This window comes from Paraeggerthella sp. (assembly GCF_048427265.1).
GTDB lineage: Bacteria > Actinomycetota > Coriobacteriia > Coriobacteriales > Eggerthellaceae > Paraeggerthella > Paraeggerthella hominis.
Genome location: NZ_DBFOSR010000101.1, coordinates 1 through 12088 on the forward strand (window position 1 = coordinate 1; position 12088 = coordinate 12088).

11 protein-coding genes are annotated in these 12088 nt (G+C 62.0%); 10 read left to right on the forward strand and 1 reads right to left on the reverse strand.

Annotated elements, in window-relative coordinates; all coding sequences use genetic code 11:
* The coding region (locus ACMNI9_RS09130) for an NAD(P)/FAD-dependent oxidoreductase (protein ID WP_418831728.1) at positions 1-1471 on the forward strand (1471 nt) is incomplete at its 5' end.
* A gap of 112 nt (positions 1472-1583) precedes the next feature.
* Here ACMNI9_RS09130 and ACMNI9_RS09135 read toward each other — a convergent pair.
* A complete protein-coding gene (locus ACMNI9_RS09135; RefSeq protein ID WP_418831730.1) occupies positions 1584-1982 on the reverse strand; it encodes an MGMT family protein in 399 nt (132 codons plus the stop codon).
* Between the two features lie 137 nt (positions 1983-2119).
* Here ACMNI9_RS09135 and ACMNI9_RS09140 point away from each other — a divergent pair, with 137 nt between their 5' ends.
* From ACMNI9_RS09140 to ACMNI9_RS09180, 9 genes are all read left to right on the forward strand, one after another.
* Positions 2120-3628 carry an efflux RND transporter periplasmic adaptor subunit gene (locus tag ACMNI9_RS09140; protein ID WP_418831731.1) on the forward strand — a complete coding sequence of 503 codons (1509 nt, stop codon included), beginning with the start codon at positions 2120-2122 and terminating at the stop codon, positions 3626-3628.
* Between the two features lie 4 nt (positions 3629-3632).
* Positions 3633-4340 carry an ABC transporter ATP-binding protein gene (locus tag ACMNI9_RS09145; protein WP_114566777.1) on the forward strand — a complete coding sequence of 236 codons (708 nt, stop codon included), beginning with the start codon at positions 3633-3635 and terminating at the stop codon, positions 4338-4340.
* Positions 4337-5527 carry an ABC transporter permease gene (locus tag ACMNI9_RS09150; protein ID WP_418831733.1) on the forward strand — a complete coding sequence of 397 codons (1191 nt, stop codon included), beginning with the start codon at positions 4337-4339 and terminating at the stop codon, positions 5525-5527. The genes ACMNI9_RS09145 and ACMNI9_RS09150 overlap by 4 nt, the downstream gene beginning before the upstream one ends.
* A 122-nt stretch (positions 5528-5649) precedes the next feature.
* The gene (locus tag ACMNI9_RS09155) at positions 5650-6792 is read left to right on the forward strand and encodes an ABC transporter substrate-binding protein (protein WP_114566779.1); all 1143 of its coding nucleotides are present in this window, start codon (positions 5650-5652) and stop codon (positions 6790-6792) included.
* Positions 6793-6875: 83 nt separating this feature from the next.
* Positions 6876-7886: a FecCD family ABC transporter permease gene (locus tag ACMNI9_RS09160; RefSeq protein WP_216528892.1), complete on the forward strand. Its 1011-nt coding sequence runs from the start codon at positions 6876-6878 to the stop codon at positions 7884-7886.
* Entirely contained in the window at positions 7879-8661 is a 783-nt protein-coding gene (locus ACMNI9_RS09165) for an ABC transporter ATP-binding protein (protein ID WP_181792550.1), read from the forward strand. The genes ACMNI9_RS09160 and ACMNI9_RS09165 overlap by 8 nt, the downstream gene beginning before the upstream one ends.
* On the forward strand, positions 8658-10025 hold the full coding sequence (locus ACMNI9_RS09170; protein ID WP_418831734.1) for a nitrogenase component 1: 1368 nt from the start codon (positions 8658-8660) through the stop codon (positions 10023-10025). Before ACMNI9_RS09165 ends, ACMNI9_RS09170 begins: the two co-directional genes overlap by 4 nt.
* A gap of 83 nt (positions 10026-10108) precedes the next feature.
* Positions 10109-11332: a nitrogenase component 1 gene (locus tag ACMNI9_RS09175; RefSeq protein WP_418831735.1), complete on the forward strand. Its 1224-nt coding sequence runs from the start codon at positions 10109-10111 to the stop codon at positions 11330-11332.
* Positions 11329-12078, forward strand: a complete 750-nt coding sequence (locus tag ACMNI9_RS09180; protein ID WP_225748806.1) for an AAA family ATPase — start codon at positions 11329-11331, stop codon at positions 12076-12078. The genes ACMNI9_RS09175 and ACMNI9_RS09180 overlap by 4 nt, the downstream gene beginning before the upstream one ends.
* Positions 12079-12088: the final 10 nt, after the last annotated feature.

Here is a 12088-nt window from a genome sequence, read left to right on the forward strand (position 1 = left end):
GCAAGCCTGCTCGCGGGCGAGCGCGGGAGCTTCCTCCGGCACTCATGTGAAGCGCCACGAGCCTTATGCGCCGCTTGCCGTTCCGGAACTCGGGCCGACGTTCGAGGCGAGCGGCGAGCCGCGCCCCGTGGTGGTAGGCGCGGGTCCGGCGGGCCTGTTCTGCGCGCTGTACCTGGCACGGGCCGGCTTGCGGCCCCTTCTGCTGGAGCGCGGGGCGGACGTGGACGAGCGGCTTGCGACGATCGCGGCGTTCGACGCGGGCGCGGATTTGGACCCGCAGACGAACATCCAGTTCGGAGAGGGCGGCGCCGGCACGTTTTCCGATGGGAAGCTGACCACGAACATCAAGAACCCCCTGGCGCGCCACGTGCTTCGCTGGTTTGCGGACGCCGGCGCGCCCGAGGAAATCCTGTGGCAGGCCAAACCCCATATTGGTACCGATCTGCTGGTGGACGTGGTGCGCGAGCTGCGCAGCCAGATCGTCGCGGCGGGCGGCGAGGTGCGCTTCCACGCGCAGCTGACGGGCTTGCATTTCCAGGACGGGACCCTTGCGGCGGTGGACGTGCTCGAATCGGGAAGGAGCGCGCGCGTGCCTGCGCGGCGCGTGGTGCTGGCGTGCGGGCATTCGGCGCGCGACACCTTCGAGGTCGTGCATGCTGCGGGCGTGAAGATGGAGCAGAAGCCCTTTTCGGTGGGCGTGCGCATCGAGCATCCTCAAGTGGCGGTGGATCGCGCTCAGTACGGCGATGCCGCAACTCATCCGGCACTCGGCCCGGCGGACTACAAGCTGGCCGTTCATCTGCCCGACGGACGCAGCGTCTACACGTTCTGCATGTGTCCGGGCGGCCAGGTGGTATGCGCGGCAAGCGAGCCGGACAGCGTGGTGGTGAACGGCATGAGCCGGTTCGCGCGCGACGGGGAGAATGCGAACAGCGCGCTGCTGGTGGGCGTGGGCCCGCAGGACTTCGAGGGGGATCATCCCCTTGCGGGCGTGAAGCTGCAACGGGATATGGAGCGCGCGGCGTATCGGGCGGCGTGCGCAGCGGGCGGCGATCCGTATCAGGCGCCCGCTCAAACCGTGGGGGATTTCCTTGCGGGCCGCTCGGCGGGTCCCGGTTCGTCGGTGCGCCCCACGTACGCGCGCGGCGTGGCGTGGTGCGACTTGCGGGAGTGCCTGCCGGAGTTCGTTGCAGATGCGATTGCGTCCGCGCTGCCGGTGCTGGACCGCAAGCTCGCGGGGTTCGCAGACCGGGATGCCGTTATGACCGGCGTGGAAACGCGCAGTTCAAGCCCGGTTCGCATCGTGCGCGGCGAAGGTTGCGAGGCGCTTCTAGCCGAAGAGTCCCCCATGGACGGCGGGACGGGCCTCTATCCGTGCGGAGAGGGCGCGGGTTACGCGGGCGGCATCATGAGCGCCGCATGCGACGGTTTGCGAGTTGCCCAGTTCGTGGCTCAGGCGTTCGCCCGTTGACGCTACCGCAGGTGCCCATTCGCGCCCAGACGTTCGGAGGCCGCTGCATTCCGCTCGCTTGAAGCGAGCGTCCAAGTCGGGTCGACGCTTGCTCGGCATCGAAGCGCGGCTTCTATTCTCCCAGCTCGGCTTTCCAATCGAAATCGGCGGGAGGGCGGGTGGGCTCTACGTCGGCGCCGGCATCTTGCATGCGGCCGTCCCATTGGCAGGCTTTCATGTTCACGCGCCCGTCGTCTTCGAATTCGACGCCTTCGGCTGCCAGCATGCTTCGCTGCTCGTCGGGGCCTCCGAAAACGAAGCCCTTGCACAGGCTTCCGTCTTTGAACACCACGCGATGGCAGGGAATGCACGCGGGATCGGCCCCGGGCTCGGGGTTCGCCCGCAAGGCGTAGCCTACGTAGCGAGCCGATCGCGGGGCTCCGATCAGCTGACCCACTTGGCCGTACGAGGCAACCTTGCCGCGCGGGATGTGGCGCACCGTGTCGAACACTTTGTTGGAGAAATCTCCCATGAAACCACTTTCTTTTTGCCCAAGACGCCGTTTCGCGCTTCTTTTTTCCGCGGTGATCGCGTATTCTGTATCAAATTATACTGTAGCGAGAAGGTATTGCGCGAAGACGTCTTGCTTCGCGCGTAGGGAGGTTCGCGATGAAACACGGCAATCGCCAAGACGGGAACAGCGCTTTCGTTCCCGCGGGTTCGTTCGGCGCAGACGATACTGCGGCGTTCGTTCCCGCTTCGCCTCAGACCACGGCCGTGCTGCCGCCGCTGCCCGATGCTCTCGTCGACGCCGACGCGCTTTCCGACATGCAGGCGTTCAATGACCTCAAGGCTAAGCGCAAGAAGCAGCGCAAGCGGAAGATCATCATCGGCGTGTCGGTGTCCGTGCTTGCGGTCGTAGTTTTGATGGGCGCGCTTGCTTGGTACGTTGCCGATCAAACGGCCAAGGCGCTTGAGAGCATGGCCCCTCAAACCGTCCCGATCGAGCAGGGGACGTTCGTCGATACCGTTACCGCTTCAGGAAGCCTGCAGCCCATTTCGTCTGTGAGCGCTACGCCTGAGGTGGACGGTATCGTAGGAGAGGTGTTCGTTTCCGAAGGCGATCGCGTTGAAGCCGGCCAAACGCTGTTCACGGTAGTGAACGCCGAACTGGACAAGGCGGTTTCCCAAGCTGCGCGCGGCATCGAGGAAGCGCGCAACGGCGTGGCGCAAGCGCAAAACGCCGTGAACGAAGCGTACCGCGCGAAAGCGGCCGGGCAGCAGGCGGTGGCCGATGCGCGCGCACAGGCTCAGGCGCTCGCCGATGCCCAGGCCAGCGCGGCGCCGGGCGCGACCGCTCCGTCTTCTCCGCAGGCTCCGGCCGCGGCTCCCACGTTCGACGAAGGCGGAGCGGACTCCGCCATCAGGCAGGCCGAGATTGCGCTCAACAGCGCGAACCTTGCGTTGCAGAGCGCTCAAACCACCTATGACGAAGCCGTCGCGCGCGCCGACAAGCGCACCGTTACCTCGTCGATCGCCGGAAGCGTGGTAGCCGTGAACATCGAGCCCGGCAAGGCGCTGGGATCCACTTCGGCGGCGAACCCCGTGTCTCCCGTGCAGATAGCCGATCTGTCGCAGATGACCGTTTCCATCAACGTCAACGAGATAGACATCCTCAAGGTGAGCGCCGACCAGACGGCGCAGGTCACGTTCACGGCGGCACCCGACCTCACCTTGCCTGCAACCGTGGTGAAGATCGCCACCACCTCGGCGGGCGCGGGCGACGCGTCGGCTGGCGCCTCGTACGGAGGCGGCGGGGCCGTCACCTACGCGGTCAAGCTGCTGATCGCGCAGCCCGATCCTCGCTTGAAGCCGGGCATGACCGCGAAGGCCACCATCACCACCACGACGATCGAGGATGCCCTCAAGGTTCCCATTTCGGCCGTGCAGTCGGACAGCTCGGGCAAGAGCTTCGTGATGGTGGTCACCGATCCCGAAACGCAGGCCGTCGAGCAGCGCTCGGTGGAAGTGGTCGCGTCCGACGGGTTGACGTCGGTGGTGAAAGGTCGGGTCAAAGCTGGGGAAAACGTGGTCATCGGATCCTTGGCGCCTGCGGGCGATCAAGGGGCTTCGAGCGCGGCGCCCGGCGTTTCCGCCGACGCCGTGGCGATAGGATAGCGCCATGAGCTTCGTGGTAGAGGCCGTTGACCTGCATCGCATATACGAGAGCGCTTCGGGTCTCACCCATGCCCTGCGCGGCGTGTCGCTCTCGGTCGAGAAAGGCGAGTTCCTTGCCATCATGGGACCTTCGGGCTCGGGCAAGTCGACGCTCATGAACCTGCTCGGCTGTCTGGACACGCCCACGCGCGGGCGCTATCTGCTGGAAGGCGTCGACGTGGCGGCGTATCGCGAGGACGAGCTGGCCGAGATTCGGGCGACGCGTTTGGGCTTCGTGTTCCAGTCGTTCAACCTGCTGCCGCGCGCTACGGTCATGCGCAACGTCATGCTGCCGCTTGTGTACACGGCCTGCCCGCGCAAGGAGCGCGCCGCCCGCGCGCATGCGGCGCTGCGCAGCGTTTCGCTTGATCAAAGGCTGTACGACCATCGCAGCAACGAGCTGTCCGGCGGCCAGATGCAGCGCGTGGCCATCGCGCGCGCCCTGGTGAACGACCCGGCGCTCATCTTAGCCGACGAACCTACCGGCAACCTGGACACTGCAACGGGGGACATGGTGCTCGAGACGTTCAAGAGCCTGCGCGACCAGGGGAAGACCATCGTCCTCATCACGCACGAACCCGACGTGGCCGCGCATGCGGACCGCGTGGTTCACATCAGGGACGGCAAGCTCTACGACGGCCCGCATGTCAGCTTGGCGGGAGGTGCACGATGAAGATCGGGGATTTGTTCTACGAAACCTGGCATGCCCTGTCGGCCAACAAGGGGCGCTCGTTCCTTACCATCTTGGGCATCGTGATCGGCATCGCCGCGGTCATCGCCATGACCTCGCTCATAGCGGGGGTCCAGAACATGCTCATGGGCGAGCTTGGGTTCAGCCAGGCCCGGCAGGTTTCCATCGGCGCCTATGCGCCTCAGGGCGTGACCTTCGACGATCTGGACAAGCTTGCTTCCGGCATGCCGGAATACGAAACCATTACGGGCGCATCTTACTCGTCTACCGAAGTTGCGAAATCGGACGGCAAGAAGACTCCCGCGAACATCGTGGGCGTGCGGCCCGACTACTTCGAGGTGACCGGCTCGAAGCTCAAGGAGGGACGCTTCTTCACTGCGAGCGAAGAGGCGGGCACAGCGCGCCTTGTGGTGATCGACAGCAGCTCCATCAGGGATCTTTTCGGCAGCGCCGACGTGCAGGCCGTGGGCAAGTCCGTTCGGCTGGGAAACGATGACTACACGGTGGTGGGCGTGCTCGACACCACGTCGTTCATGTCGGGCGGCATGACCATGTACCTGCCGTACACCACGGCGCAGACGCGTATCGGCGCGGGCGGCGGGGTATCGCAGATTATCGGAGCCGCTCGGGAAGGCACCGACATGGACCGGCTTGTCGAGACTACCCAAGATTACGTTGCACGGTACTTCAATTTGCAGAAAAGCGACGTGTACGTGACCTCGCTCGATTCCATCATCAAGCAGATGGAAACCATGATGTCGGCGTTTTCGCTGCTCATGGGGTCGGTTGCTTCGATATCGCTGTTTGTGGGAGGCATCGGCATCATGAACATGATGCTGACGAACGTGACCGAGCGCATACGCGAGATCGGGCTGCGCAAATCGTTGGGCGCGCGTCGCCACGACGTCACGATGCAGTTCTTGCTGGAAGCCGTTGCGCTGTGCGTTACGGGCGGCTTGTTCGGCATCGTGTTCGGGTTTTTGGCGGCGTGGGGCCTGGGCAGCGTGATCGGCGTGGTTCAACCCGGCATGGCCGTTGCGCCCGTGCTGGCGCCTCAGGTTGTTTTGGGCGCGGTGGGCGTGTGCGTGCTCATAGGCGTGGTGTTCGGCTACTACCCGGCTCGGCGCGCCGCAAAGCTCGATCCCGTGGAGTCGCTGCGGTACCAGTAACGCAGGGCGTTGCGGGTCGAATCGACGCACTTTCCCAGAATTGACTAGCGCATCTGGACAACGACCGGACATTAGGATAATCTCAAGAAGTTAACTATAACTAACTTTTAGGAGGTTGTCGTATGCCCAAGCGCATAGTGCAGCTGTCTCTTCTGGCTGCTGCGGTAGGCTTGTTCGCTACGGGGTGCTCTGCGCCCCAGGATCCAGCTGCTGAAAACAGCGGCGAAAAAGAGCCGATAGTCGTCGTTGACCAAAACGGGGAAGAGCAGCAACTGCCCGGATCTATCGATCGTTTCGTTACCACGGCGTTGCCGCTTCCCAGCGTGTACGCCGTTACGGGCGAGCCGCTTGACAAGCTGGTCGGAATGCACCCCGGTTCAGCGAGCGCCATCAAAGATTCCGTGATGGCTGCCATGTACCCCGATCTGCTTGACGTTCCCAGCAGCTTCGTTCAGGGCGACGAGATCAACGTCGAAGAGCTGCTTGCCCTCAAGCCCGATGCCGTGATGTATTGGGCCGAGTACGGCAACCAGCGCGACGCCATGAAAGCCGCAGGGATTCCCATCGTTGGCGTGAAGACCCAAGGCGACGGAGATGCCCTGGTGACCTTCGATTCATGGGTCGAGATCATGGGCCGCATGTTCGGGAGCACGGGCAAGACGGATGCCGTTGTCGACTACGGCAAACGCGTGAAGGAGGAGGTCGCGCAGAAGACGGCCTCTATCGACGAGAAGGACAAGCCCCGGACGCTTTTCCTGTTCAATCACGATGACAAGAAGATCACCACATCTGCCCAAGGCCACTACGGGCAGGGGTGGATCGACGCAGCCGGAGGCGTGAACGTTGCCTCGGAGCTGTCGGGCACGCCCGCTATCAGCATGGAGCAGATTTACGAATGGAACCCCGACGTTATCATCATCACCACGTTTTCCCAAACCATGCCCGAGGATCTATACAACAACACGGTCCCCGGACAGGATTGGAGCAACGTGAAGGCAGTGCGCGAGGGCCGCGTGTACAAAGAGCCTATCGGAGTCTATCGCTGGTTCCCTCCTTCGGGTGACGCTCCGCTCATGTTGAAGTGGATGTCCGAAACGCTGTACCCGGATCTGTTCGACTACGACATGGAAGCCGAGATCAAGGCGTACTACAACGAGTTCTATTCTTACGATATATCTGACGACCAGGTAAAAGGCGTTCTTTCCTCCAATCCGGAAGCCGCTCGCGGTGCTGATTGGCAGTACAAGAGCAGCAACACCAAATAGCTGACCATGCGATTCGGGATGCCCGCTGATGCTTCCGGCAGATGCAGGGCATCCCTTTTTGCGCAACGTTTGCAAGGAGTTCAATGAAGTTCAAATCTATTCGCTACCAGCGATTGATGCAAGGGGCCCTGATCGGCGTTTTGCTTGCGTCGGCAGCGCTGGCCTTGTGCCTCGGGCGCTATGGCATTCCGCTTGACGAACTGCTCTCCGTTTTGGCGGGGCAACCCGTGGCGAACGAGACGACCTACACCGTGCTGTTCTCTATCAGGATCCCGCGGCTTTTTATGGCCATGATCGTTGGAGCGGGGCTGTCGGTTGCCGGATTGTCGTTACAGGCGATGTTCGGGAACCCTTTGGTTAGCTCCGATATTTTGGGCGTATCGGCTGCCGCCGGCTTCGGTGCCGCTCTGGGCATCTTGCTGGTTGGCGATTCGCTTGCGGTCCAGGTGATGGCCATCCTGTTTGGATTTGCGGGCATAACCTGCACGTACGGCATGAGCCGCAGAAGAGGCAGGAGCACCGTTCTCACGCTGGTGCTGTCGGGCGTTATCGTGGGCGCGGTGTTCCAGGCGCTCGTTTCGTTGGTCAAGTTTGTGGCCGATCCGCAAAACACGCTGCCGGCGATCACGTATTGGCTGATGGGAAGTCTTGCGGGAACGTCTGTTACCGACGTGATTACCGTTGGGCCCGCCATCATCGCCGGCATCGGCGTTCTGTGGTGCCTTCGGTGGAAACTCAACGTGCTCTCTTTGCCTGAAGACGAAGCCGTGTCTTTGGGGGTGAACGTGAAGCGTTTGCGCCTTGTCGTCATTTCGGCGGCTACGGTCATCGCCGCTCTTACCGTTTCGATATGCGGCATAGTGACGTTCGTGGGGTTGGCCGTTCCTCACTTTGCTCGCATGCTGACCGGGAACGACCATAAGTTTCTTTTGCCCGCATGCGTTCTGGTCGGCGCGGTTTTCATGGTCCTCATCGACACGGGCGCGCGTGCGGCAACGCCGGCCGAGATACCGCTGTCTATTCTGACGGCTATCGTGGGAGCGCCGTTCTTCGCGGTCCTCTTGCGGCGAACCGGGGGTGCTTGGAGTGATTAGGGCTAAATCGGTGGCGTTTTGCTATGCGGGCGGAAGCCCTTTGTTCCAGGATGTTTCGTTCGAAGTTCCGGCTGGCAGCGTTTTGGCGGTCTTGGGTTCGAACGGCGTGGGGAAGACGACGCTTTTGCGTTGCCTTATGCGGTTTCTCTCTCCTACGGAAGGGGAGTTCTTTCTTGGCGATCGGCCGGTACGCGACGTGTCTGCGGCTGATTTTTGGAAGGAAATCAGCTACGTCCCGCAAGCTCGCAGCATGGTGTTCAGCCATACCGTGCTCGATCTTGTGGTCATGGGGCGCTCGTCGTACGTTGCTTTCGGAAGAACGCCTTCGAAGAACGACTACCTTCGTGCGGAAGGTTTGCTCGAGAGCATGGGCATCGCCTCGCTTGCGCGGCGCTCGTGCCATCAGCTTTCGGGCGGGCAGCTGCAGATGGTCCTTATTGCTCGGGCGTTGGTGAAGGAGCCTTCTGTGCTGATCATGGACGAGCCTGAATCGAACTTGGACATGCGCAATCAGATCCACGTTCTTGACCTGGTAGAGCGCTTGGCGTCAAAGGACGGCCTTTCCATCGTCATGAATACCCACTATCCGGCGCATGCCCTGCGCGTTGCCGACCAGGCTTTGCTGATCGGACGCGAGGGACATGCTTGCGGGCCGGTCAAAGACATGCTGAACCGCCGGAGCATTTCCCAGTATTACGGCGTCGACGCGCAGTTGCTCTCCTGCGTTGAGGACGGGCGCGCGTACGATGCCGTTATTCCCTTGAGGAGGACATGATGAAAGCCCCTTGCCTCGATGCGCAGTCGCTGCCCCCGAAGGGTATTCCTATTACGGAGATCAAGGTTGATTCCGAAGGGAAGCCTCTCTTGCTCAACAAAGGATCCGATCTGTGCTTTTACTCGCCTGCGACGGGAGGATACGGCATTCCTCGCGTTGCATGCCTGGTGCCCGGAAGCCATGTTCTGTTCGTTGCCCCTCAGGGCTGCGGCCGGCACGGGTTGGTGGCGGCGTATCTTCACGGGCGCGATCGCGCGAGGATCCATGCCTTGCATGTTCAAGATGAGGCGGTGTCGCTTGGATCGCATCTGGACCAAGTGGCGAATGCCGCGCGCTTCATCGTGGATCGATATGCGCCCAGTGCCCTTACCATTGTGTACAGCTGCATCGACGATCTGCTGGGTTCGGATTTCGATCTGATCGCTTCGGACGTGCAGGATGCTTGCGGGCTGCCGGTGCAGGTTTCGGCTATGAACCCCATCAGAAGCGAAGGATCCCTGCCGCCGTTGCCTCGGGCGTTGCGCACGGTTTACAGCTTTTTGGAACCTTCGAAGCAGGGCAACGTTTCCTCGTCTTCTTCGGGGGCGGGCGGCCAGCCTGCGATTCTGAACTTGTGCGGCATCTTCTCGAACGTGCATCCGTCTTCGGAGGCCCATGCTGTGCTTGCTCGGGCGGGCTATAGATTGGCGAACGTGGCCGATTGCGCAACCTACGAGGAGTTCCAGGCGCTTTCGGCGTCCCGCTTGAACTTGGTTGCGCATGACGCGGCGGCGATCGCGTGCGATTCCTTGCACGATCGTCTGGGCATGGAGAGCCTTCGCTTTCCTCTTCATGTGCTGCCCTCCTTGGTAGCTCGAAGCTACGAACGCCTTGAGAAGAAGCTGGAGGTCGCGCTTTCCTGGCAGCAAGCGCGCGACCAGGCCATGGCGGAGATCGGGTTGCTTGCTTCCCGCTTGAAGGGTCTGCGCGTTTCCGTGGGCTCGTCCCACTTGGCAAGCCCTTTTGAGCTGGCTCGGTTTTTGACGGAGTGCGGGATGAGGGTCGAGTCGGTGTATGCGAACGCTCTTTCGCGCACGTGCATGGAGCAGCTTTCGTGGTTGCAGCAAAAGGCCCCTCAGATCGTCGTGCTGCCGCCCGAGTCGAGACGCGCTCTGTTCATGCACGAAACGGCTCCTGAAGTGGATGTGGCGGTGGGATTGGATGCTGCGTACTACTCGAATTGCACGCAGTACGCCGATATAGGATTCGAATTGCCGCTGTTCGGCTTTCAGGGCGGTGTCGAGCTGTTGCGCATGCTGGTGCGCCCTTGCGAGGTATCCGATGGGTTCGAGGCTGCTCTGACCAGCAGCAGCCTTGTGGTGTAGGAGCGTCGGGCATGCTTGTCGCATTGTGCGAATGCGTGCGCGGCGACGTTTGTTCCAGGGCGGGCGCCCAAGAAGGAGAGCACATGGACGGGCTTCATTATTTCGACGTTCTGCCGGCCTTTGCCCCCGACTATTCGGGAGCGGTGTCGGTTCTGTACGATTTGCAGGGAACCATTGTGGTGAACGGAGCAAGCGGGTGTCTTGCCAATTGCGCTGGCTACGATGAGCCGCGCTACTTCGAAAAAACCTCGCTCGTGCTTTCGAGCGGGCTGCGGGATGTTCGGGCCATATTCGGGGATGAGGAGTTCCTGGAGGAAACGCTTCCCCTCATAGAGGGGCTGCAAGGTTCTCGATACCTCGCCTTGCTCGCCAGCCCGGCAGCGGCGATTATCGGCACGGATCATAAAGCGGTTGCTGCGGCTTTGGAGGATCGGCTGTCTTTGCCTTGCTTCGCGTTCGAAACCACGGGCATGACCGCCTACGATCGCGGTGCGAGCATGGTGATGATGGAGCTGTGCAGGCGCTACGCGAAGCCGGCTCCTCGAAGCGTCGCCCCGTCTGCGAACATCTTAGGGGCGATACCGCTTGATCTTTGGGGGCCCGATCAGCTTTCCGTTTTACGTGAACATGTGGAGAGGGAGGGCTACCGAGTGATCTGCACGCTTGGCATGGACTATTCGCTCGAAGACGTCGAGCGTCTTGCGGAGGCGCACGTCAACGTGGTTGTTTCGGTGGCTGCCCTTGCGTCGGCCCGCTGGCTTGAGCAAACGTTCGGCACGCCTTGGACGTGCGCCTTGCCCGTGGGGCCTTGCCGTGCGGGATGGATGGCTCCCGATGGCTTTCAGGCGTCTTCCGATTCTTGGAAAGCGCAGTTCTCGGCAAAGCCTTTGGGCGGCGTCGGGAATCCGTGCGAACCGGCATGCGGCGTGAAGGTGTTGATTGTCGGCCAGCAAGTATGGGCCAACGCCTTTCGCGCCGGCCTGATGCGAGAGGTTTCGGGCGCTGACTGCACGGTGGCCAGCTTCTTCGGTATGGACGACGAGCTGATGCTCGAGGGCGACCGGTCGTTTTCAAGCGAAGGTGAATTTTGCGAGCACGTTGTTGATCGTGGGTACGACGTGGTGATCGGCGATCCATTGTTTCAGGAGGCCATTCCTTGCGAGGTGGCGTACGTGGGCGTTCCCCACGTTGCGGTTTCCAGCCGCTTGTATTGGACGAATCCGGCGCCCGCCGTGGGACCGGACGCCCTTTCTGCGGCGCTCGCGACGATAGAGCATACTATGGTGCGGAAGAAGGCGAGTCGGTGAAGAAGATAGCATTTTACGGCAAAGGCGGTATAGGGAAGTCGACCACGACGTCGAACGTTTCCGCCGCCCTTGCAGAGCAGGGCTTCACGGTCATGCAGATAGGGTGCGACCCCAAGTCGGATTCGACGAAGAACCTGACGGGGGGCGTTCGCATCCTTACGGTTTTGGATGCCATCAAGGAAAAAGGCGGGCACGTGAAGCTGGAGGATATCGTGGTGCGCAGCGATACGGGGGTGCTGTGCGTTGAGGCGGGCGGTCCTCCTCCGGGTATCGGGTGCGCGGGCCGGGGCATCATCGCGGCGTTCGAGCGCCTTGACGAGCTGAAGGCGTTTCAGACCTACGAGCCTGATTTCGTGCTGTACGACGTGTTGGGCGACGTGGTGTGCGGAGGGTTCGCCATGCCCATACGCGGCGGTTATGCCGAAGACGTGTACATCGTGACATCGGGGGAGATGATGGCTTTGTATGCTGCGGACAACATAAACCGAGCCGTAGCGGCGTACCGGAACAAGGGCTACGCTCGGGTGCGCGGCGTTATCCTGAACGAGCGAAACGTGAAGGACGAGCGCGCTACGGTGGAGGCTGCCTGTGCGGAGATGGGCACTTCCCTGGTTGCTTCTTTGCCTCGAAGTCCGGAGGTTCAGCAAGCTGAAGAGCTTCGCAAGACCGTTGTGGCGGCGCTTCCCGACTCGGCAATGGCCGAGCGCTATCGCAGCCTTGCTCGGATGCTTTTGGAAAGCTGCTAGCTTGCGCGTT